Origin of the sequence: Paenibacillus odorifer (assembly GCF_000758725.1) — a bacterium.
Classification (GTDB): Bacteria; Bacillota; Bacilli; order Paenibacillales; family Paenibacillaceae; genus Paenibacillus_AQ; species Paenibacillus_AQ odorifer.
In genome coordinates this window covers 2,457,339-2,479,599 of sequence record NZ_CP009428.1, presented here as the reverse complement: position 1 = coordinate 2,479,599, position 22,261 = coordinate 2,457,339, and the positions used below count along the sequence as shown (strand labels likewise).

The following is a 22,261-nucleotide window of genomic DNA, read 5'->3' as shown; positions in this document are numbered from 1 at the left end:
TGTTTATCGGTTGAACAATCTGGATATTTGGTGTTACTGTTAACAGGTATTCCTTCAAATAAAAATATGTTTTTTGCAAGCGCATCCATAACAAGAAAAGCTTATACAAAAAGCGAGGATGATCAATATGAAAAACAATAACGGGATCATTACAGGAGGCAAGATTGAAGGTCCAAAGGCACCCAAGGATCCGGCTGAACGCAGGAACGGTTTTTTTGTGCTCTACGAAACCGCGATTGAGGCGACAGCCCGGGCCGAAGGTCCACCTTCACAGGAAGTTTATCTGGAAGGTAACTATCTAATCGACAAGGCCAGATATATTGGCGGCGTCACTGATGAGACAATACTGGAGCTGCTAGGAAACTGCGTTGGATTTCGCAAATTGGTTCATAGTATTGGAGTGTCTGTGAGAAGGGATCCTGAGCAGAACGAACCCATCTCTTTTCTATTGCAGAACTGGGGCAAAACCAGCAAATACGAAACAGGCAGCAGCATACGTGTGCCCTGTCCCTCCGACGGTTCTGAGATTCTCTTGAAGTTGGAGGATTTGGAATGGTCTGAAGAGGATGCAGTGCTCGGCAAATTCGCCTTTGAATTTAAACATGAAGGCGAACTGGCCATTGCGAGTATAATTTTTTATTTGCATGACGGTTATTCTGTACCAGAGCTAGTCATTGAACCGCCTGTAGCGTTTGATTCTAACGAATACCGGGAGATCATTACCCAATCCTTGCTTCATCCGGGCAATAATAAAAGATTAAAAACTGCCATCCATAAGGCTATAAAAGGTGAGGATGTCACGATTGCTTATATTGGGGGTTCCATTACTCAGGGAGCAGGCGCTAAACCGATCCATACAGAATGTTATGCCTACCAATCGTATCTGAGATTTAAGGAATTATTCGGTACGAATGGTGGCGGGAACATCCATTTTGTGAAGGCTGGGGTAGGTGGAACACCATCCGAGCTTGGGGTCATCCGTTATGAAAGGGATATTCTCCGGGAAGGTTCTGTAACACCGGATATCGTGGTGGTGGAATTTGCGGTAAACGACGAAGGGGATGAAACGAAAGGCAACTGTTTTGAAAGCTTATGCCTAAAAATACTTTCCGCCGATAATAGACCGGCAGTAGTTCTCCTGTTCAGCGTGTTTATGAATGACTGGAACCTGCAGGAACGGCTCTCCCCCATTGGCCGAGCTTATAATCTTCCTATGGTTAGTGTAAAGGATGCGGTATCCGGGCAGTTCCGCCTAAGCAAAAATGAGGGGAACATCCTCTCGAAACGGCAATTTTTCTATGATATCTATCATCCTACTAATGAGGGTCACCGGGTGATGGCTGATTGTCTGGCTTATTTATTCTCCGAAACCCACAAAACGCTAATGGACGAAGATGATCTCCTATTGGATCAGCATCCGGTCATCGGGAATGATTTTGCGGGAACCCTCCTGCTGGACCGCAAAAGCCATATTGACGCAGGCAGGATTGAGGTAGGCGGATTTTCGGGGATCGATACCGATTTGCAGCGGGTAGAAATGGATGCCAATTCTTTCGGAACTCCGGAATTCCCTCAAAATTGGATGCATTCAGCGTCGTCTGGGGAACACAGCTTCAAGCTGACGATAACAAGCAAAAATCTCATCCTCGTATACAAGGATTCTGGCAGCAGCGAATTCGGCAAGGCGAACATTTACGTCGATGGTTGTCTTGTAGTCACCGCTGATCCACATGAGAATAACTGGACACATTGCAATCCGGTAATTCTTTATCAAAATGAGGCTAGCGGGGAGCATCAGATAGAAATCAGAATGGTGCCGGAAGATCAGGACAAGTCTTTTACTATACTGGGCTTCGGCTATAATGTTTAATGAGTTGACCTAGTGGCATATAACCTAAAAAGAAACCCATGGTCTATAAATGACCTGGGTTTCTCAATAATTTGAGGAAACTTTTTCTATTTGGTAGGCAGCTTTTTATCTAAAATGGCCTTCACATCTTTAACAAGCTGTACGGACGCTTCAATCTCCAATTTACTTGTTGAAACACTTTCAATACTGCAACCAATTGGAATCCCCTTCTCCAGCCCGAAATCAAGTAATTCTTCAAAGATTTTTTGCGATAGCTGGATTGATTTATCCAAAATATCATTCGAGTATTTTAACTCGTTTTCTAACCATCCCGGGATACTGATCCCTAACCACTTCATAAAGTGTAATGTTTTCGCTGTGCCGCATGGTGCAAGATTAAATAAAATAGGAACCATCTCAAAACCGTTATTTGTATAGTAATAATATAAATCAGACAATAAATTCTTAGATGCCTCTACATTATAAGTTGCCTGAGTGATAAAAAAGTTGCACCCATTGTTGGTCTTTTCGACAACCCGTATATGCTCATCATTCTTTTTTATATGTCTTTCCGGAATGACAACCCCACCAAAAGTTAAATTACTATTTAACTGTTTGCTTAGCTCATAAGCATCTGGTAAATTCAATTTCACCTCTTGTTTACTTGATGAAGCGCCCACATATACTGAAAATCTATCTTCATTTTCGTCAGTTTTAACCCAATCCTCGAACTGGGCTCTTGTATCATTACCGACGCACCGGTAAATTATCTTTGGGACCTCCACCTGTCTTAGATATTTATCACCATAGACAGCCGGATCAATCGTTGGTAAATAGGGATATGGTCTTTCATGATCCACTCTATCTACTTCTTCTTGAACGTCGTACAGAATTAACGCATCTAAATCAAGGTTTTTAAGTCTTTCAACCTGTTTCTGGGCGATTTCCGAGACCTTTTCTGGGGCGTGGCTTGCCTTCGGTGGTGTCATCCCATATGTTATAATACCCGGTTTTTTGCTCAATATTTTTTGTTTAAATGTATTCTCTGCCGCTCCCAAATTATAAAACCCCTCTACTCGTCGCTTTTAAGATAAGGTTACCATGGCAGGCTTAATATGTGTAACTTCTATTTGCTATATCTAGTTATATTTTAAAACTATGATTCCCTAATGATACTTATCGAGTAGTACATGTTGACAACCATTTGATGTGACTATAATATTAGAAGTCCTGCCAACCTTAGTTGGCGATAAGGGGACCGAAAGGTTCATTCTTATTTAAAAAGGGTGAGTATTATGAATAAAGAAGAATTAATGGAAAGCGCACGTAACACAAAGAAAGCTGCTTATGCCCCTTATTCTAAATTTCCAGTTGGAGCAGCCTTATTACTTAAAGATGGAAATGTTATTAATGGAGTAAACGTAGAAAATGTATCTTTTGGCGCTACTAATTGTGCTGAGAGAACAGCAATCTTCACGGCTATTACAAAGGGCTATACTAAAGGTGATTTTCAGGCTATAGCTGTAGCAGGTGACACAATGGATTTTCTGCCGCCATGCAGTATCTGCAGACAAGTATTATCGGAATTCTGTTTGCCCGACATGCCTGTCTATTTAACTAATGAGAAAAAAGAAATCTTAGAGCTGAGTTTAAGGGATTTATTGCCTTACGCATTCAAAAATTTAGAGATGTAAAAATAATTCCTCTCGTAGTAGAATAACAAAAAACACGCGTACCTGTGTTAGACAAGTACGCGTGTTTTTTGTGTTAAAAAGCTTAGCTAGACACGAGTTCACAGACCAGACACACCGCGTAAATACGTTGTTACTTACCAAATCGCAATTCCAACCTTATCTTTTTCTACAATTATACTTCCCTTTTGAATTACACTAATTATCAAACTCATATAGTTAAAACCTCTTAATGAACATCATCAATAATAAAAAAACAAGCGATTCATTGAGATAAAAGATTAACACTTCCTCTCGATGATCGCTTGCTTTTAGTAGCTATGCATAGTCACATTTCTAGTTTTCCCATAAAACACTTATTGGCTCTAACGTTTACCCGCAACGACTATACCCGCAATTGCCACAAGTCTTACAGCCCTCAATATTAATCAGCGAGGCGCTGCCGCAGGATGGGCAAAGGTCACGGGAAGCCGTAGAGTGGTTATGTCCATGATGGCCACCATGTCCATCTTCCGTAGCTGACGGAACGCTCGATTTTATCTCCGCATTTAACGCTTCATTGAAATCCTCCAGCTCCAAAGTTGCTGCAATCGGAGCAGGTACATGATCATCATGAGCATTGTTCAGCACATGTGATTCCAGTGCCTTAGCTACAGCGTCAGCAATGGATTCAACCCGGTTCGCGCCGAAGCCGATAGCACCTGATCCGCCAATGCCTTTCAGATGTTTAATCAACAGCTCCACTTTCTCACCATGATCTCCGTAACGGAGGAACAAGGAGCAGACACGGCCTAATGCTTCAGCCATAGCAAAGACGTCAGAACCCGCTTTACCTACATTCAGGAAGATTTCAGCCGGTATTCCATCAAGGTCATTGATCGTAATATATGCCATCCCAAATGGTGTGTTGATTTTATAGGTAGCGCCGCGCAGAACCTGCGGACGTTTTTTGTATTGTTTATCCGCCTCTTTTGTAGTCACTTGAGGCGCTGGACTTGCTGCTACAACACTTGTACTCGCTTCTACAGTAGTTGTAGCTTCTTCTGCCGCAACCGGAGCGGCTTCTTTTTTGTCTTCCTTCTTCGTGGTTTCCAGGACTTGAACGTCACGGCTTCCATCGCGGTAGATCGTAACACCCTTACAACCTAGATCAAAGGCCATTTCATATAGCTCAGCCGTCTCCTCAACCGTAAAGTCAGACGGGCAGTTCGCTGTTTTGGAAATAGAGCTATCTACCCAGCGTTGGATCGCTGCTTGCGCACGGATATGATCTTTAGCTGACAGATCCATCGAAGTTACAAAGTAGTCCGGTAGCTCTTCACCCGGATGAGCTTCCAGCCACTCTTGAGCGATTGGAACAAACTGTTCATCATAGCCAAGACGACTTTGACGGAAATATTTAAAGGCAAAATAAGGCTCAATTCCCGTAGAAGTACCTACCATTGTACCTGTACTACCTGTAGGTGCTTGTGTAATCACTGTAACGTTACGCATACCATGTTCACGAATCGCTTCGCCAACCTCTGGATACGCTTCGACTATATTTTTCATAAAGCCGCTCATTAGATATTTCTCAGTATCAAAAGCTAGGAAGGAACCCTTCTCTCCAGCAATTTCTGCCGAAGCAAGGTAGGCTTCACGAGCCATAAAGCCGTATAGCTTGTCCAGAAACTCCAACGATTCCGGGCTGCCGTAACGGATGTTCAATTTAATCATCAGCTCCGCCAATCCCATGGTTCCGAGACCCACGCGGCGTTCCTTTTTCTGATTCGCTTCATTTTCCGGGAAATGATAAGGTGTTTTATCAATTACATTGTCCAGAAAACGGACGGAATAACGTGTGGTAGTCGCAAGATCTTCCCAATCCACATCATGATTTTTCTCATCGTAGAACTTGGACAGGTTCACCGCAGACAGATTGCAGACTCCCCAGCCAGGCAGGCCTTGTTCACCACACGGATTTGTACAAATAATCGGGTTGAAATACCAGCTATTAGACATCTGGTTATAGTATTCCATGAATACGACGCCCGGCTCAGCGGATTTCCATGCCGATTCAATGATCGTACGCCACACGTCACGCGCTTTTACGGTGCGATAATGGATAACGTTTTTGCCGGCAGCTTTCCACTTGTCGAGATCGCCATCCCACATTTCGTTATATTCAGGATCGGTTGTATCCGGGAATACGAGATCCCAGTCCAGATCTTCTTTTACAGCCTTCATAAAACCATTGCTCACACATACCGAAAGGTTAGCATTAGTGACTTGGCCCATCGTTTGCTTCACGGTAATGAAGTCCTCAACATCGGGATGCCAGTCATTAATCATTAGCATGAGCGCACCACGACGGCTGCCGCCTTGCTCAATAAGCCCCGTAGTATAACTAAACAAACCGCCCCAAGATACGGAACCACTGGATGAACCATTAACCCCTCTAACAATCGCACGACGAGGACGCAATGAAGACAGGTTAATGCCCACACCGCCACCACGGGCCATAATCTCCGTCATTTCAGACAATGTCTGCATGATGCCGCCACGGCTGTCTTTTGGAGAGGGAATCACATAACAGTTGAACAATGTTAATTCTTCACTAGCACCTGCACCAGCCGCAATACGTCCACCCGGTACAAGCTTCCAATCATCCAGGATTGAACGGAATTTGCCTGCCCATTCTGCTTGAAGCTCAGGTGTCTTCTCTACAGAAGCCATCGCTGTGGATAGACGGTCCCACATTTCCTCAGGAGTTTTTTCTATATTAAGGGTCAACTTCTCAACATCCGATTTCACAAGCTCGCCACTGCGTGTCTTTACAGTTACGATTCGCCCACTGCGCTCCACAATTTCTCCGACTTCCTTAGTTGGAAACTTCGGATCATCTTTGGTCAGCACCAATACAACATCGCCTACTTTAGCATTGTTGTTGTCTGCATCCTTCCAAGCATAACGATCCAAAAATATTTTTTCACTTAGCCCTTCAAGGCGTTGCTTACGTTCCACTTTACTCAATAAAAAAACCTCCCGCATGTGTAGTAGATATTAGTTTCCGGTCCAAGGTATGGGCCCACAACAAAAACTCCCTTACCATCCTCCGCTGCTTAACAGGTGTATGTAGGAAGCTCATCTTGTCAATAACAAATACCAGCTAAGCACTCTATAAAAAATACATATTCAAGCTTTTGTCACAATATATTGTGTGCATCAGCTTTTAAACTATACCACATATTGTATCGAAGGTCTTATTCGAAAATAGAGTCAAGTTGCCGAATTATCGCAAACGTTGCTGCTTTTTCTCGCTCTTGCTCTCTTTTTTAAAGGCTATCGTGAAAAATAAGAGGTTATGAATTCTCTCGTTTACGAGCATACTACTCTTACGAATGGTGATATAAATCCGAGCTTGAGGAGGCTGCATTATGACGCAATTATTCCGTAATTCTCTACCCCAGCAAGGGGGAACACCCGCGCCGATACTGCCTGTTCCTCTTTCTTTTGACCGTAATTGGTTGCAAGATCTGGAGCTCAAACTGGAAAAGGGCGGCCCATGGGGAGACTACCGTTTATCTAAGCTTGCCGTACAAGGAGAGGAAACAGGTCTAGTAACGAGCTTCGATGAGCTGCAATGTATGAAGCATTTATCCGGCTTGTCCCCTCTTCCCCATCAGCTGGATACAGCGCATAAGGTTCTGTTCGAAATGTCAGGCCGCGCGATTCTTGCAGATGAGGTTGGACTGGGCAAGACCATTGAAGCAGGACTGGTGCTCAAAGAATATCTCGTACGCGGTCTTGTCTCCAAAGTGCTTATTCTCGTACCTGCTTCTCTAGTATTGCAATGGGTTCGTGAGCTGAATGCGAAATTCGGCATCACTGCTGTCGCTCAGAAAAAAGCCTATTCCTGGGGCAACGCCATAGTCGTCGCATCGATGGATACTGCCAAACGCGATCCGCATAAGGAAATCCTGCTGGAAAATGAATACGATATGTTGATCATTGATGAAGCTCACAAGCTGAAGAATAAAAAATCGACCAATTATCTATTTGTACAGCAATTACGCAAAAAATATTGCCTGCTGCTCACCGCGACTCCCGTTCAGAATGATCTGGGCGAACTCTTTAATCTGATCACTATACTGAAGCCGGGGCAACTTGGAAATCAGGGCGATTTTGCCTCGAATTTCGTGGTTGATAAACGCCAGCCCAAGAATGAAGGTCAACTGCGGGACGAGCTTTCGAAGGTCATGATCCGCAATCGCCGTGGTGAAGGTCCAGTTAATTTCACGAAACGAAAAGTCCGTAATATTCCCTTAGTTCTCTCCCAAGAAGAGAAAGATTTGTATAACAGTGTTACTTCCTTTGTCAAAGACCAGTATCAGGAATCCGGTGGCAATCTTAGCAGCATGCTTTCTCTGGTAACCCTTCAACGTGAGGTGTGCAGCAGCCGGGATGCCGTCTTTATCACTTTAGTTAATTTGATCAAAAAGCTGCCTGCGGATTCACCAAAAAGAGACCGGATGATGGAGCTACTACAAACCCTCCGTACCGTTAAAACAAACACTAAAGCTGAAACAACCTTAGCCCTCATTCAAGAAATGAATGAAAAGGTCATCGTCTTCACGGAATATCGCGCAACTCAAGAATATTTACTGCAGTATTTCCGTGAACATGGGCTGATGTGTGTCTCTTATTCCGGCGGAATGAACCGTGGCAAAAAAGATTGGATGATGGATCTTTTCCGCGGCCGGGCTCAAGTTATGATTGCTACGGAAGCCGGCGGAGAAGGGATAAACCTGCAATTTTGCCACCATATGATCAACTTTGACCTGCCCTGGAATCCCATGCGCGTGGAGCAGCGTATCGGCCGTGTCCACCGGTTAGGGCAAGAAAATGACGTAGTGATCTACAACTTGTCTACTCAAGGCACGATTGAAGAACATATCCTGCATCTGCTGCATGAGAAAATCAATATGTTTGAAATGGTGATTGGCGGGCTGGATGTAATCCTGGAACGTTTTGAAAAGAAGGAATCGCTGGAGAAAAGTTTATACAAAATCATGCTCGAATCCCGCTCCGACGAAGAATTGCGGCATGAGCTGGACCATATTGGTGAATCCCTCAGTGAATTGACACAGGGTATTAAAAAAGAAAGTGAGACTGCGACATGACCCTCACCGCACAGGAAGTACGCAAGCATGTGATGGACTATCTTGAAGCCACTGAATGCTCCATCATTGAGGCTTCGCCCCTTCACGTAACTGTGAAATTATCACCTAGAGCTGACAAAATGCTCACCGACCGGCCGTATTATTGGGGATTCGTGGAGCGCACAGGTGTAGATCCTGAGACCCTTTCTTTCACCTTTGTTTTTGATCCGGAAAAATACGACAGTCAAGCTGCTGTAGAGGTTCCCCCCATTGCAAATCGTAGTGCTGGCATTTTGAATCAAGTTGTCACCGGAAGCCTAACTACAGGTGTAACAAACGATGCAGAGGCCAGCGCTGACTTACTCGAATCTGCCTCCCCGGGCTCAGAAGCAGTGAATGCTCCATCTACTGACCCGGAGGAAAGTATTCTAGCTCGCTACTTCGGCATTGTGCCGGCACTCCCACGAATTGGACCCGGGATGATCCGCAGAGAGGATATTATTTACGGAAGCAAGCGATTGCAACAAATTTGGAACGCCGCTCGGGACGAAGGTAAATGCCTTTACTTATTTGAGGACCCGGGTAGCAGACAGCGGAACACGCTGTTCTCTGCCGCTTACGAACCATGGCTAAGTGTCTGCTATAAAGTGGAGATGAGCTGCGATTTGAAACGGGAAGAGCTCCATTATCTTGGCATCTCTCTAACAAAGGGAACCATCATTGATGACTTTAATGCAAAAGTTTCCACAAAAGAGATGATGCCACGCTTGCCGGAAAATGTGCATATCCAGCCTTATGAAATGACAGTAGCAGCCGCTACCGAACTATTGGAAACTCATCTAACCGCTCAGCTAGCCGAACTGGACTATACTTGGGCAGAACAGGCGCGTGAGCGGCTAAGGGTTGAGCTGGACATCATTGATGTCTATTATGGAGAGCTGTTGAAGGAGCCTGATGAAGAAAAACGCCTAGCGACACAAGAACAGTATAACCGTCGTCGCCAAGAGACCATTTGGCAATATGAGCCGCAAATCGCAGTTTCTGCGGTAACCTATGGACTGTTTCATCTGCGGAGCCTATAGAATGCGACCCTACTCGCTAAAAGCAGGCAAAAAAACAAGAGAACTTCCGCCTTCCGGCGCGACAGCAAGCAACAGCCTTTTTATAGCTTGTCCTCTACAATAAAAAGGAAGCTTATACTTTCTGATATTTCATAACAAAGAAAGGTGAACGACGCCATGAAAATAAGTATACGGCGGAGGCTGCTTCTTGCAGGTCAAAGCTGCTTCCTCCTGCTTCTATGCATCGGACTCATCGCAACGAGCTCCGGTTCCTCTTCTGCGCTTGCCGCTTCCAGAGTAAGTGTAGTTGATTCAGTCACACAGGATTTGATACCTGTACTGCAGATGGATACCTTACCTTCACCCGGTACGGTCCAAGAATTTGCCAAGAGTACACTGAACAAGCTCGCAGCAGAAGCTCCATTTACAGCCTGGAAGGACGCAGGAATAGAATATTATCCTCTGGGTCCAGGTACTCATAGCTGGCTTGTCAACGTTATGAAAGGTGAACAGCGGATCGGTTACATGATCATTTCGGCTACGGATCAAGGTGGTTATATGCTTAGCGAATATGGAGCTGGCACTTACGGTCTCCCCTATAGTTTATTAGAACTGCGCCAATTTTTGGTGCAGGAAGGACTTATACCTTCATCTTTTACAGGCAAAATAAAACTTACAGCCTTATATGCACCACTTCTACCCGTATGGAAAATCTCCATTGACGATAAGACGATTTTTATCAATGCTTCCGTACCCCAAGTTTTACCATGGACGCTCAGTAAAGCGGAAGAAGTGCTTAAAGGGCAGCAGACAGAAACGGATGTAATCACTAACTTAACTACTGACCTGTCGCCGCTTTCTGCCTATCAAAGCGGGGGAACAGATGATCCTTATAAAGATATCATGTGGTTGACCTCCCCAAAACTGCTTGCTGTAGGCGGTGACAATATCGCCGCACTGATTCGTCCCAAGGAAAGTATCGCTTATCAAGCCGCTGGTCGAAATGATATCGTAGGGGCCCCTTTTATGATTACAGGTTATCAAAACTGGTTGCCTGCTTCGAATAAAACACAAGCAATAAACAACATGCCTACCATTTACGCAGCATCAGGGCCAGAAGGAAGACGGTATTTGCCACTCACTGCCTTGCAGGCTATCGGAACACTGCACAAGCTGCCCGACAAAAATATCTATAAATAAACATAACAAATAACCTTCCGCTGCCACCCTCGATTAGGCACTGGAAGGTTATTTGTTATTTGTTATTTGTGATATTCAATCCTTATCACTGTGGCTCCATTTGCTTCGCCAGATCGACCAACCAAGCGGAAGCATACCGAACCATTTCTGTGACCACGGCTGCTTAGTAGCCGCTCTTCGAGCATGAATGGCACGCGGATCCTCGATATAAACAACTACCTTCTCAGTGATATACTTTACAAGCTCATCGCCGCCGGAAGCCATTTGTAACACCTCCTACATTATAAGTGAATTAAGATAACCAGCGTCGTTCCATGCTCTTAGTGTGCACCAGCGAGCATATATCTAAACTCTTGTCCCGGATTGTTCGAATAGGTTTACCTATTAAAGCACAATCTAACAAAGAATCTAGGGCACGAGGTTATTCACATGCAAGGAGGAGTTCATTTGAACAATGGGAGAAATAAAGCTTATTCCAAGACAGCAGCTGCAATATGCGGCTTACGTATTACTTTAACTACAGTTGGACTTCTAATGCTGTTTGTGGGGAGTGCATATGCTTCTGCAACTCCATCCAAACCCGTAGTGAATGATGAACGTCAGCATCTCTTAAGCCACGGCCACCGTATGATCTTAATTGATGCAGGACATGGGGGGATCGACGGAGGAACTTCCTACGGAAATATTCTTGAGAAGGATATTACATTAGATATCTCACGCCGATTATTTCTGCTGCTGCGCAGCGATGGATTTGATGTTGCCTTAAATCGTAATGGAGATTATGCCCCAAGTGATGAGAACCGCTGGCTGCGCAGTAAATCCCGACATCTGCGCGATCTTGCCCAGCGTAAAGAACTGGCTGAGACATTACCAGCTACCGTAGTGGTCAGCATCCATGTTAACTGGGCACCTTCTCCTTCCAAACATGGTCCGCTTGTATTATATCGCCAAGAAGGCCGCAGCTTTATCCTTGCCCAGACCATTCAGCAACAATTAAACAGTCTCTATAATATCCGTGCTGAGACAAGACCGGGTAAGCCCTTTTATTTACTCAACAAAATAACCGCCACAACTGTAATTGTTGAGGCGGGTTTTGTAAGCAGTCCGACAGATCGCGAAAAGCTATGCACCCCTAAAGGGCAACAAGAAATTGCAGAAGCGATTGCTGGCGGCATAGTAGCTTATCTTATGGAAGTGTAGGATTCGAAGTTCCAGTTCATTTCGTTTTTGACTAGATCAGAAATGCCTATAAATTCAACATCATCTTTTATTTGCTCAACACCGCTGCGGATGCCTGCGGCGGTTTCTTTTCCATATACACCAACATGACCAATGGTTACGCAGAATCGTTGATCCTTCGCCAGGTTATTTACGAGGCCCATTTGTTTCAGGACATGATTGGCTGTGTGTGTATCATCCAAAAAGATATGATTCTCTACACGCGGCAGCCCCATTCGATAAGCCATATTGCCAGCAACAGAACGGTAGTTGGTTTTACTGTCCACAAAAAACAATCCCCGCTCTTTGCACACGGATAAGATCACACCCATAATCCGTTCGTCCCCGGTAATCTTAGAGCCCATGTGGTTATTTATGCCGATAGCATAAGGCACATTATCGAGTGCTGCCTCTACTTTTTGACGGACTTCCTCATCAGACATCTTGGCCAGTACAGCTCCTGGTCCAAGCCATTTAGGATTACCTTGGCGCGGCTCCATCGGTAAGTGGAGAAGAACATCATCTCCGCGTTCATGCGCGCGTGTGGCATCCTTCACAGATGTAGGCAAAAAGGGCATGACCGCCACCGTAAGCTTAATCGGCAGTGAAAACATTTCATCCGTCCCCTTCATGTCATTGCCGAAATCGTCAATAATAATTACGACCTTATTACGTCGAGATGCCTTCTCTTCACTTGGTGTGTTTGTAGGGTTGTCTCTGGACTCGGCAGCTGAAACAGACGGTACCACGGAACCGATTAAAGTAACCATTAGAGCAGCAACAGCAATCCAAATCAGTAAATAACGTTTGAAACTTCGACTGTCCTTCATCAAGAGGAACGCCTCCTTCGTCTTAAACAATTGTTCTCATTGTTTGGTTCACGAAGGTTAAATATGTACGAGGAAGGTTCGCAATAATTTACAGTCGAGTTTTTTCTATTGTCCCCGTGCGTCTGCGGCAAGAATAGCTTCCAGCACATCCAGTGCTTGAATTTCAATTGGCATATTCCAGATGGGGCTATCCTTAGAACAGCTAGCTTCAGCTACAGTCATCAACTGATCGATATCCTTATTGGTAATCCCAAGATCTTTGAGAGTAACGGGAAGGCCGATTTTTTTGCAGAAATCAATCACCTGATCAATCTCTTCATATGGTGTTTTCTCCAGTACAAGCTGAACGATCGTAGCAAAAGCAACCTTTTCACCATGAAGAGTATTCCTGCATTCCTCATGCAGCGTCAATCCATTATGAATCGCATGCGCCGCAGCAAGTCCGCCGCTTTCAAACCCAATGCCACTTAAGTAAATATTGGCTTCAATAATGTGTTCCACCGCAGGAGAGGTAATGCCTTGCTTAACATCTTTTAATGCCGTTTCACCCTCTGCTAGAAGGGTATCCAGACAGGCACGAGCTAATGAAAGGGCTGCAATTGTGCTAGTCCCACCTGCATGGGTAATAGCCCCAGATTCTCGGCAAGCTCTTGCTTCATAAAAAGTAGACAACGCGTCACCCATTCCAGCAACAAGCAATCTTGCAGGAGCTTTGGCAATGATATCGACGTCTACGATAACCAGATCGGGATTTCTTTTTAATGGAAGATAACAGTCAAAGTCTCCTTCATCCGTATACAACACTGATAAAGCGCTGCAAGGTGCATCCGTTGAAGCCACTGTGGGTACAATAACTACCGGGAGGTTACTCATGTGGCTTACTGCTTTTGCCGTATCCAGGGTCTTGCCGCCACCAATCCCTATAATGACTTCCGCATCCTTCAAGCCAAGTGCTGCAACTATCTCATTAACCTGATTACTGCTGCACTCGCCCTTGAATTCAGTCATCACTAGTGGCATTTCGTTCATTTCAAAACTGTATGTGATCTCTTTTTTGTACACAGAGAAAATATAAGGATCAATAATGGCATAAGCTCTTGTCGCTCCAAGCTGCGAACAATAATCTCCCAGCTTACGAATTTCACCATGTCCTTGTATATATTTAGTTGGTGAGCAGATGATCTGCGTCATGGTTCACTCCTCCTTTTATTTACATTCATATTAGAAGGATTGACCACATTCAGCTATTAAAAAGATCCCTTTAGCCACCAGCTTAAATAAATCCACCATTCACACGGATCGTTTGCCCTGTAACCCACTGTGATTCCTTGCTGGCTAAGAACAACACAATGTTTGAGATATCCTCAGGCTCGCCTAAACGTCCAAAGGAATTCATATTTCCCACGGTTGCAATCTCTTCCGCTGATTTCCCTACGGTAAATAACTCCGTATTCACAGGTCCCGGTGAAACAGCATTGATAGTGATTCCTTTTCGTCCAAATTCTTTGGCCAGCTGACGAGTGATTTGTTCCACTGCTCCCTTAGTTCCTGCATAGACGCTGTAGGTCGGGAACATTTGACCCGTAACGGAAGTTGAAAAATTGATAATCCGTCCGTTATCATTCATATATTTAGCTGCTTGCTGGCAAGCAAAAAAGGTGCCTTTCACATTAATCGCAAACTGCTTGTCGAAATCCTCTTCTGTCATATTTAGAATCGGCTTCGTGATCATAATACCAGCGTTATTGACGAGAATGTCGAGTTGTCCATAGGCTTCTAGTGTGGTTTGGAATAACTGTTCAAGTTCTGCCACCTGGCTGATGTCTGCCCGAATAGCGACGGCCTCTCCACCCTTTTGCTTAATACCGGTTACGACTTCCTCGGCTTTGCCGGGGTTACTCGAATAGTTAACGACCACCTTCACACCTTGTTGTGCCAAGTTCTCCGCAATCTCCCGGCCCATGCCTCTCGATGCACCTGTTACTAATGCTACTTTTCCAGCTAAATTGTGGTTCATATTTATTCCTCCTATTACTTTGTCCTTCTTGTTGGTCTGATTATAAATCGATCGATTACAAATTACAAGTGACATTTTTTAATATTTGTCATTCTAATTCGCTTTTCACATATTTTGCAACAGTCGCTCGATTCAGCCTAATCTACGGGATTTATACCGTTCATCTGCTGCAAGTCGCTCGATTCAGCCTAATCTACGGGATTTATACCGTTCATTCGCTGCAAGTCGCTCGATTCAGACTAATCTACGGGATTTATACCGTTCATCTGCTGCTAGTCGCTCAATTCAGCCTAATCTACGGGATTTATACCGTTCATCTGCTGCTAGTCGCTCGATTCAGACTAATCTACGGGATTTATACCGTTCATCTGCTGCTAGTCGCTCGATTCAGCCTAATCTACGGGATTTATACCGTTCATCTGCTGCTAGTCGCTCGATTCAGACTAATCTACGGGATTTATACCGCTCATTCGCTGCAAGTCGCTCGATTCAGACTAATCTACGGGATTTATACCCCTTTAAGACACAAAAAAACCTCCTGAACATCAGAAGGTTTTAATTAGATGCTACAAAGAAATCCCGGAAAGGAGCAAATCCCAAACAAAGGCGAAATCCTGATCAATCGTAGCCGACTGCCACTCTATAGCATGTGCTGGATGATGATACCGCGAAGTAGCATTAAAAATTGCTCTAGCCGTTACCATTGGTTCCACCACTCTATACTCTTTGGATTGTATGCCTTTTTCAATAATGCCTGCGATTTGCCCAATTAATTGATCTACGTGTAGGGTAATCATATCCACCGCTTCTAAAGTTACAGCTGCATACATAGCAAACATTTCGGCATCATCCACAGCATAGGTGCGTTTACTACGAATCAACGTATCCATCCATAATCGGAGCTGCTCTTTGGCATGCCCATCAAAATGCTCTGAAATATTCTTTAAAGGCTCTGAAATATTATGCTGCAACCATCTTTCGGTTACTGCTTCTCGCAAAGCAGATTTACTGGAAAAATGTCTATAAAGCGTACCATGACTTACTTTAAGCACCTTCGCTACATCAACAACAGAAGTCTTGTCCGGGCCAAAACGCCGGAGCACTTGTTCAGCCGCATCCAAAATGTTCTCTTTTGATAATGGAAGATCATTCGACATATGTATTCCCCTCGCTCTATCTCTGGTGGTAATTATCATAGCATATCATGTTCAAAAACGAACTGACAATATTACCAGTTTGTCATTCGTTAAATCATTATCAGTATATACTCGCGCCCAATTATTAAACTAAGGCCCCAGTTTGGTTTCTAATTCTCCGTAGCCCCTGTTCTACATGAATTCGGACTGAGGAGCCCTTATTTTCAAAAATCACCGTAATTCATCATGCTATCGGACTCCAATGCAGCTATTCTCCCAAATCCCCTCCTTTTTGGCGTTCTAATGTGCAAATAAGAGCTATGCAGTCCGAAAAGTTAGCCAAACACGCTAAATTGAGCAAGTAGCTGCAATACGGTCCGTTACGATGAAGAAGCCCAGCATCTAGCAATCCACCTTCTGCGAACCTAACGATTTCGCCAAAAAACCTCCTTGATCTCTCAAGAAGGCGGGTAATATCAGCTGCTTTTTTCCTCAATTCGATCTAGCCTCGTTCTAACAAACTTACCGATATTCGCGATCGCTTCCTGCGCCTCTGGCAGCATATAAGCTAAAAAGTGAAAGACGCTCCACATGTTCTCCCATATTTCCAGTTCTACATGAACATCCGCGGCTTGTGCTCGTTCAGACAACCTCGTTGCATCGCTTAACAATACCTCGTGGTCGCCTACTTGAACAAGTAAATCAGGTAATCCCTGCAAATCCAACCTTAAGGGAGATAATATAGGAGCTAGTTCTGTCCGAGCACCTAGATAAACATCAATTATTCGTATATTTCCTTCTATGCTGCCTGTTGGATCAAACTCCGCTCGACTCAGATACGATTCACCATCCAAATGGACGAGATCTGTATGCGGCGAGATTAAAAAAGCACCCGCCGGCAATTCCACACCCGCATCCCGTAAAGTAATCAACGTCATCAGCGCAAGGCTGGCTCCAACAGAATCCCCTCCAAGCACGACATTCCCGGCAGAATATCCATTCGCGAGCAGCCACAGATAAGCGTCTATACAATCTTCGTTAGCAGCCGGATAAGTAAATTCTGGTGCCAAGCGATACTCAATGATTAGGATTTTCTTACCACTAGCTTTTGCAATTCGTGTAACCAAATCTCGATAAAATTCACAAGTCCCAGAAATAAAACCCCCACCATGGAAATAAAGGATCACTTCATCAGCGGGTGGAGCAGATTTCACAGGAATAATCCACTCTCCACTTACGGGCCCAATCATGACCCGTTCGACGATAACATCCGTAGGAATGGGCATGTTCGCAGCCGTCGCGGCCATCTCCTGCCGTATTTGCCCGATAGACTTGCTATCCAATCGCTTGCTTTGTCGCAGATAATCTTTGATCGCTGCAAGCTGCTCTGTACTTGACTTTTCCATATCGTTAATCCCTCCTACAATTCTTTTCAACTCAGATTGTAAAGTCTGTAGGAGACTACAAGGTCAAGTTAAGAATCCATTTTTAGGATTTCGAGCGTGGACTGTACGCCTGGATGTTTATCTGTGGCTAACAAATTTTTTCTCAAATCTGCGAGGGCTGTTAGTTTTATTTCCTGTTTTGCAATTTCGCCACGAACTCGATCCATTTTCTTATCCACAACAGTTACAAAATCATCTATGCTAATGCCGCTGCTTTCAGATTTAGTGAGTGCCTTCTTGATTTCCTTTAAAGTGAAACCACACAGTTTAGCATTATGTATAAAAACAAGTCGGCTAAGCACCTCATCCGAATAAAGACGATAACCAGCTTCTGAACGTAAGGGAGTGCTAATTAATCCGAGCTCTTCATAATACCTTAACGTCTCCATATTCACATTCGCCATTTTAGCAATTTGGCCTCGCAAGTATTCTGTCATAATCAGCGCCCCCTTATAATCCCCTACATTATACCAAATTCAGAGGCAGCAGAGGACATCAAAAGGACATCAAGGGACATCAAAAGAACGTCAACAAGTAACCAAGCTCCCTTTTAAAAACTCCTTATTTACGCACAAAAAAAACGACATTTCTGCCGTTTTCTCATCAATCATTTCCCAATTTACTCACTTCACTTCGGACTGCATTTTTCTGTATAAGCGAAATCTGTCCGGCATGAATGCCTGTATGATACATAAGCCTGCCTATCGCTTCAAGCGGTGTAGATGTGCCAAAAGCCGACTCCACACTCACATGCCACGCTTCTTCCGGAAATTCCTGCATCGCAGCAGTTAGATTCTCATTGGAAACAGTCAGCAGATCAACGAGTTCATTCAATGTAGAATATGCCGCCTTGTCGCCTTGAGGATTAGGTCTTGCAAAAAACCACTCTGCGAACATAAACTCAACTTCCGCATTATGCTGAATTAATCCCCCAATCGTAGAGTTCCCTAGCTTAAGGTTAAGATCCTCTTCCGGCAATGCCTTCACCATTTTATGAAATCGCGTTTGCACCGCTTGCCAGATTGGCAACACTAAAGTGAAAGTCATAGATTATTTGCTCCCTTGTACAGTGGCTTCTTCGTCTCTTTTCTTGTCGATCACCACATGGTTGAACAGGTTCGCATCTACATCGATGTCAAAGGCCAAGCCAAAACCAACAACATAGCGCCCTTGGAGAGGGGTCAATTCAAACAATGAAAAATCCAATCCACGCAGCAAATTCACCATTGCCGCCCCATGATCAGCATTAAACAATTCAAAGATCTCCTCATGCCCGTCATTCCCGATATTGCTTGCTGTGCAATTCCACCGCACACGTTCCGTTGCAAATTTATTATTCGTCGCAGACTCATCTGCAATTAGAAGCGCATCTACAAACTCGTTATTTTCCATATATCTGTAATGTTCGGCGATCTTACTAATGTAAATATAAAGTTTGCCTTCATGCTTAACAAAAGGAGCATAGCTGATAAAAGGTTTTCCTTCGTCATCTATTAAGCTCAAAATCAGATTTTTACGATTCGCAATAAATTGCAAATAGTTTTCTTTATTTTTCTCTACATCTACAGGCTTCTTCATTATAAAATCCCTCCATTAATAGGTTATGTACTCTAGCCACGAATCTAGCGAACGGTACTTAGCAAATGAATACGAGGTTTCGTCTCTGCAGGAACATATTGAACTTCGGCATCTATTCGGTATATATTCCGGATCATATCGGTTGTCATAACTTCATTTGGTGTCCCATACATCGCTTTTTCACCCGCCTGCACCACAACAATACTGTCACTATAGGTAGAGGCTTGATTGAGGTCATGCAACACCATCACGACGGTCATCCCCATGTCTTGATTTAGCTCACGTACTAGCTCAAGAACTTCATGCTGATGCGAAATATCCAAGTAAGTGGTCGGTTCGTCAAGCAACATAACCAAAGGGCGCTGCGCCAAGGCCATAGCAATCCAAGCACGCTGTGATTCACCACCGGATAACGAGGAAACTGCTCGATCCTTATAATCCTTTAAATGTGTCTTTTCCAGTGCCCAGTGGACAATCTCCATATCCTCATGATTTAATTTTTCGAACCATTTTTTATGAGGATACCTTCCATAGGAGACGAGATCGATCACGGTCATATCATTAGGCGCTAGGTTCTTCTGGCTCAGCATGCACATTTTTCGAGCCACTTGTTTGGCAGTCATGGACTTTAGATCCGTACCATCGAGTGTGACCGCACCCGTATGATATGGAATTAGTCGTGATACCGCCTTAAGTAATGTAGATTTACCTGAACCGTTTGGTCCTATAATCGAGACGATTTCACCCTTTTTTACGGAAAAAGAGAAGTTGTTAATAATGTTTTTCTGCTCATACCGAATCGAAATAGAGTCGACAGTAAACATGTTAGAACGCCTTCTTTCTCATCAGGTATAGAAAATATGGTCCACCGATCACCGCCATAAGGATACCCGCAGGAATATCTAAAGGTGCAAATAAGGTACGTCCACCTGTATCTGCTATCAACAATACCAATGCTCCAAGTCCCATACTCATCGGCAAAAGAAATTTATAGTCTGAACCCACCAACAATCGAGCCATATGTGGCACAACAAGTCCAACAAAGCCAATCATCCCTATAGCCGCTACAGAGATAGCCGCTAGAAATACTGCCAGCAAGGAAAGAAGAATACGAATTCGATCCACATTTTCACCTAAATTCGAAGCCACCTGATCGCCTAAACGTATAATATTCGCCTTGCGGATCGCGAAAAAGGATAAGATCCAGCCTGCAATGGCATACGGAAAACCATCATCAAGGCATTGTTCCCTTTTGCAGCCAAACTGCCGTTCAACCATTGGACTGCTGCCGGAAGTCTGTCGCTGTACATGATGGTCAGGAGTCCTATTAATCCCCCGCAAAGAGCATTCACAGCAACTCCTGATAAAATAATAGTGATCGGCGAAATGCCGGTTCTTCTCCACGCTAATGCATATACAATCCCTGCAGCGATTAGTCCACCAACAAAAGCCGCAATTGGAATAAACTCCGTATATTGTGGTGCTGCAAGCATAATGACAAGCACACATGCAGCCGCCCCACTCGTTACACCGGTCAATCCTGGATCAGCAAGTGGGTTGCCCATCACAGCTTGCAGCAGAGCGCCTGAAACCGCGATATTTGCCCCAATGATCATCGCCAGTAATACACGCGGCAAACGAATATCCCATATGATGGTGGCATTCACCGCTTTTGCCGCTGACCCAAAGATTGTGCTTAGGATGTCTGGTATGGGGATGTATACTGAGCCTAGTCCAATCGCAATTATGGCGGCAACGAGCGCAAGTGCTAACGTTACAATAACAATAATTCTGCTACGAGATGTATTTATCACTTGCTGTCTCCTTTAATTATTCATAGAAGTATTTTGCAATTTCGGTTAAGGCTGTCTCGGCGTTAAGGATCGAAGTAACACCGAATACGCTGTAATCTAGAATGTTGATTTTGTTATTTGCATAAGCTGAGAGCTTTGTCCAAGTTTCATTTTTCTCTATTTCTTTTTTGAACTTATCCTCTGTCGCTCCGTGGTCGCCTGAAGCGAGTACGAGAATGATGTCTGGATCAGCGGCTACAATGTTCTCCATATTAATAGGTGAGTAAGTGTCAGTAACTTGCAATACAGAAGTTGCGATGTTATCAGCACCAAGCTTTTTCACCAAGCTACCTAAATAAGATTTCTCACTCATGACCATAAAAGAATCCGCGGTTCCGATTACGAGCAGCACGCTTGGCAGCTCTTTGCCTTCGGCTAATTGACTCAGCTCATTTTCTTTGTCCAAAATCTTAGTTAAAGCAGCATTCATTTCATCTTTTTTATTAAAATAAGTGCCTAAAACTTTGAGGCTAAGCTTTAAATCCTCGAATGATTCTGTTCTCAAATATGCTTTTTGTAGGTCGATTCCTTCTAGCGATTTGTCTAATGTGCTGCGAAGTGATTCCGCTCCCAGCAGCAAGTCTGGTTCAAGTTTTGTCACTACTTCCAGATCCGGTGCCATAGGAGATCCAATACGATCAATTGTTTCGAAATCAGCAGGGATTGGATTCGTTGAAGTAGGTACACCTACCGGTGTTATGCCGAGCAAATAAAGCATTTCTGTTAACGGTACAGAAGTTGTTACAATACGCTCCGGTACTGTAGAAGGGAATTGGCTTAAGGCTTCGTTGAACAACGTTTCATCCACACCATCATTCTCCAGACTGTACACCTTGCCGGCAGCTTCCGCTGTATTCGCTACTTCTGTTGTATTTGCTGCATTCGCTTCTTTCGATTCATTAGCAGTTGTATTCGTTACTGCTTCATTTTTTCGATTGTCCGTTGTATTAGTAGACGAACAAGCAGTCATTGCAGTAACCGCTGCAACAACCAGGAGTACTAATAATTTTTTCAAAATCTATCCCTCCGAATATGTATATTTATACGTTTCATGTAGTGATAATGATTTTCATTTTCACTAATCGCTTCCTATGATAATCGTTATCAATGAGAAGTGTCAAGAATTTTATTTTAATTTTAAATAAGAAGGGATTTCATTATTGTCCGTTGAAGCGGACTAGCATTTCTAATAAAAAAAGCCACGCCCAATGGGCGTGACTTCAAATAGTGGTGTATGAAATC

Annotated in this window: 20 protein-coding genes and 1 pseudogene; 7 read left to right on the top strand and 14 right to left on the bottom strand. The window is 44.0% G+C overall.

Annotated elements, in window-relative coordinates; genetic code table 11:
• The first annotated feature begins 127 nt into the window (after positions 1–127).
• Positions 128–1,870, top strand: coding sequence for an SGNH/GDSL hydrolase family protein (locus PODO_RS10495; RefSeq protein ID WP_052096947.1), 1,743 nt, complete (start codon positions 128–130; stop codon positions 1,868–1,870).
• 86 nt (positions 1,871–1,956) lie between these two features.
• On the opposite strand, the gene PODO_RS10490 is transcribed toward PODO_RS10495, so the two are convergent.
• Complete coding sequence (locus PODO_RS10490) at positions 1,957–2,907, bottom strand: methylenetetrahydrofolate reductase (protein ID WP_038569936.1); 951 nt, start codon at positions 2,905–2,907, stop codon at positions 1,957–1,959.
• A 237-nt stretch (positions 2,908–3,144) separates the two neighbouring features.
• Here PODO_RS10490 and PODO_RS10485 point away from each other — a divergent pair, with 237 nt between their 5' ends.
• A complete protein-coding gene (locus PODO_RS10485; RefSeq protein WP_038569934.1) occupies positions 3,145–3,543 on the top strand; it encodes a cytidine deaminase in 399 nt (132 codons plus the stop codon).
• A 369-nt stretch (positions 3,544–3,912) separates the two neighbouring features.
• On the opposite strand, the gene PODO_RS10480 is transcribed toward PODO_RS10485, so the two are convergent.
• Positions 3,913–6,552: an adenosylcobalamin-dependent ribonucleoside-diphosphate reductase gene (locus PODO_RS10480; RefSeq protein WP_425311671.1), complete on the bottom strand. Its 2,640-nt coding sequence runs from the start codon at positions 6,550–6,552 to the stop codon at positions 3,913–3,915.
• Between the two features lie 404 nt (positions 6,553–6,956).
• Here PODO_RS10480 and PODO_RS10475 point away from each other — a divergent pair, with 404 nt between their 5' ends.
• The 3 genes from PODO_RS10475 (at position 6,957) to PODO_RS10465 (ending at position 10,942) form a co-directional block, all read left to right on the top strand.
• Entirely contained in the window at positions 6,957–8,702 is a 1,746-nt protein-coding gene (locus PODO_RS10475) for a DEAD/DEAH box helicase (RefSeq protein WP_038569930.1), read from the top strand.
• Positions 8,699–9,763 (top strand): YqhG family protein, encoded by a 1,065-nt coding sequence (locus tag PODO_RS10470; protein ID WP_036689447.1) that lies wholly within the window; start codon positions 8,699–8,701, stop codon positions 9,761–9,763. Before PODO_RS10475 ends, PODO_RS10470 begins: the two co-directional genes overlap by 4 nt.
• A gap of 156 nt (positions 9,764–9,919) precedes the next feature.
• Positions 9,920–10,942, top strand: coding sequence for a hypothetical protein (locus PODO_RS10465; protein WP_038569928.1), 1,023 nt, complete (start codon positions 9,920–9,922; stop codon positions 10,940–10,942).
• Positions 10,943–11,017: 75 nt separating this feature from the next.
• Here PODO_RS10465 and PODO_RS10460 read toward each other — a convergent pair whose 3' ends face one another.
• Complete coding sequence (locus PODO_RS10460) at positions 11,018–11,206, bottom strand: YqzE family protein (protein WP_036689445.1); 189 nt, start codon at positions 11,204–11,206, stop codon at positions 11,018–11,020.
• A 183-nt stretch (positions 11,207–11,389) separates the two neighbouring features.
• Here PODO_RS10460 and PODO_RS10455 point away from each other — a divergent pair, with 183 nt between their 5' ends.
• Positions 11,390–12,142: an N-acetylmuramoyl-L-alanine amidase gene (locus PODO_RS10455; protein ID WP_235219580.1), complete on the top strand. Its 753-nt coding sequence runs from the start codon at positions 11,390–11,392 to the stop codon at positions 12,140–12,142.
• Here PODO_RS10455 and PODO_RS10450 read toward each other — a convergent pair.
• The 3 genes from PODO_RS10450 to PODO_RS10440 all read right to left on the bottom strand — a co-directional run bounded on the left by PODO_RS10450 (position 12,124) and on the right by PODO_RS10440 (position 15,007).
• Positions 12,124–12,990, bottom strand: a complete 867-nt coding sequence (locus PODO_RS10450) for a divergent polysaccharide deacetylase family protein (RefSeq protein WP_080742461.1) — start codon at positions 12,988–12,990, stop codon at positions 12,124–12,126. The genes PODO_RS10455 and PODO_RS10450 overlap by 19 nt on opposite strands.
• A 105-nt stretch (positions 12,991–13,095) precedes the next feature.
• Positions 13,096–14,181 (bottom strand): glycerol dehydrogenase, encoded by a 1,086-nt coding sequence (locus tag PODO_RS10445; protein ID WP_036689444.1) that lies wholly within the window; start codon positions 14,179–14,181, stop codon positions 13,096–13,098.
• An 82-nt stretch (positions 14,182–14,263) separates the two neighbouring features.
• On the bottom strand, positions 14,264–15,007 hold the full coding sequence (locus PODO_RS10440) for an SDR family oxidoreductase (RefSeq protein ID WP_038569926.1): 744 nt from the start codon (positions 15,005–15,007) through the stop codon (positions 14,264–14,266).
• A gap of 68 nt (positions 15,008–15,075) precedes the next feature.
• On the opposite strand from PODO_RS10440, the gene PODO_RS31010 reads away from it, so the two are divergent.
• Positions 15,076–15,549, top strand: coding sequence for a hypothetical protein (locus PODO_RS31010; protein WP_155288114.1), 474 nt, complete (start codon positions 15,076–15,078; stop codon positions 15,547–15,549).
• 24 nt (positions 15,550–15,573) lie between these two features.
• Here the strand turns inward: PODO_RS31010 and PODO_RS10435 are convergent, their stop codons facing one another.
• The 8 genes and pseudogenes from PODO_RS10435 to PODO_RS10400 form a co-directional block, all read right to left on the bottom strand.
• Positions 15,574–16,164, bottom strand: coding sequence for a TetR/AcrR family transcriptional regulator (locus tag PODO_RS10435; protein ID WP_038569924.1), 591 nt, complete (start codon positions 16,162–16,164; stop codon positions 15,574–15,576).
• 455 nt (positions 16,165–16,619) lie between these two features.
• Entirely contained in the window at positions 16,620–17,549 is a 930-nt protein-coding gene (locus PODO_RS10430) for an alpha/beta hydrolase (protein WP_038569922.1), read from the bottom strand.
• A gap of 68 nt (positions 17,550–17,617) precedes the next feature.
• Positions 17,618–18,025 (bottom strand): MerR family transcriptional regulator, encoded by a 408-nt coding sequence (locus PODO_RS10425; protein ID WP_051491619.1) that lies wholly within the window; start codon positions 18,023–18,025, stop codon positions 17,618–17,620.
• A 166-nt stretch (positions 18,026–18,191) separates the two neighbouring features.
• Positions 18,192–18,635 (bottom strand): DinB family protein, encoded by a 444-nt coding sequence (locus PODO_RS10420; RefSeq protein WP_038569920.1) that lies wholly within the window; start codon positions 18,633–18,635, stop codon positions 18,192–18,194.
• Between the two features lie 3 nt (positions 18,636–18,638).
• A complete protein-coding gene (locus PODO_RS10415; RefSeq protein ID WP_038569918.1) occupies positions 18,639–19,166 on the bottom strand; it encodes a HugZ family pyridoxamine 5'-phosphate oxidase in 528 nt (175 codons plus the stop codon).
• Positions 19,167–19,210: 44 nt separating this feature from the next.
• The gene (locus PODO_RS10410) at positions 19,211–19,990 is read right to left on the bottom strand and encodes an ABC transporter ATP-binding protein (RefSeq protein WP_038569912.1); all 780 of its coding nucleotides are present in this window, start codon (positions 19,988–19,990) and stop codon (positions 19,211–19,213) included.
• A 1-nt stretch (position 19,991) separates the two neighbouring features.
• Positions 19,992–20,980 (bottom strand): annotated as a pseudogene (locus PODO_RS10405) (FecCD family ABC transporter permease).
• Positions 20,981–20,996: 16 nt separating this feature from the next.
• Positions 20,997–22,034 (bottom strand): ABC transporter substrate-binding protein, encoded by a 1,038-nt coding sequence (locus PODO_RS10400; protein ID WP_051491617.1) that lies wholly within the window; start codon positions 22,032–22,034, stop codon positions 20,997–20,999.
• Positions 22,035–22,261: the final 227 nt, after the last annotated feature.

What these genes read in the sequence shown, in the direction of transcription:
- PODO_RS10435 (WP_038569924.1), bottom strand. Translation starts at nt 16,164, where the DNA reads ATGTCGAATGATCTTCCATTATCAAAAGAGAACATTTTGGATGCGGCT.
- PODO_RS10440 (WP_038569926.1), bottom strand. Translation starts at nt 15,007, where the DNA reads ATGAACCACAATTTAGCTGGAAAAGTAGCATTAGTAACAGGTGCATCG.
- PODO_RS10425 (WP_051491619.1), bottom strand. Translation starts at nt 18,025, where the DNA reads ATGACAGAATACTTGCGAGGCCAAATTGCTAAAATGGCGAATGTGAAT.
- PODO_RS10445 (WP_036689444.1), bottom strand. Translation starts at nt 14,181, where the DNA reads ATGACGCAGATCATCTGCTCACCAACTAAATATATACAAGGACATGGT.
- PODO_RS10495 (WP_052096947.1), top strand. Translation starts at nt 128, where the DNA reads ATGAAAAACAATAACGGGATCATTACAGGAGGCAAGATTGAAGGTCCA.
- PODO_RS10470 (WP_036689447.1), top strand. Translation starts at nt 8,699, where the DNA reads ATGACCCTCACCGCACAGGAAGTACGCAAGCATGTGATGGACTATCTT.
- PODO_RS10410 (WP_038569912.1), bottom strand. Translation starts at nt 19,990, where the DNA reads ATGTTTACTGTCGACTCTATTTCGATTCGGTATGAGCAGAAAAACATT.
- PODO_RS10450 (WP_080742461.1), bottom strand. Translation starts at nt 12,990, where the DNA reads ATGAAGGACAGTCGAAGTTTCAAACGTTATTTACTGATTTGGATTGCT.
- PODO_RS10430 (WP_038569922.1), bottom strand. Translation starts at nt 17,549, where the DNA reads ATGGAAAAGTCAAGTACAGAGCAGCTTGCAGCGATCAAAGATTATCTG.
- PODO_RS10460 (WP_036689445.1), bottom strand. Translation starts at nt 11,206, where the DNA reads ATGGCTTCCGGCGGCGATGAGCTTGTAAAGTATATCACTGAGAAGGTA.
- PODO_RS10415 (WP_038569918.1), bottom strand. Translation starts at nt 19,166, where the DNA reads ATGAAGAAGCCTGTAGATGTAGAGAAAAATAAAGAAAACTATTTGCAA.
- PODO_RS10465 (WP_038569928.1), top strand. Translation starts at nt 9,920, where the DNA reads ATGAAAATAAGTATACGGCGGAGGCTGCTTCTTGCAGGTCAAAGCTGC.
- PODO_RS10485 (WP_038569934.1), top strand. Translation starts at nt 3,145, where the DNA reads ATGAATAAAGAAGAATTAATGGAAAGCGCACGTAACACAAAGAAAGCT.
- PODO_RS10475 (WP_038569930.1), top strand. Translation starts at nt 6,957, where the DNA reads ATGACGCAATTATTCCGTAATTCTCTACCCCAGCAAGGGGGAACACCC.
- PODO_RS10420 (WP_038569920.1), bottom strand. Translation starts at nt 18,635, where the DNA reads ATGACTTTCACTTTAGTGTTGCCAATCTGGCAAGCGGTGCAAACGCGA.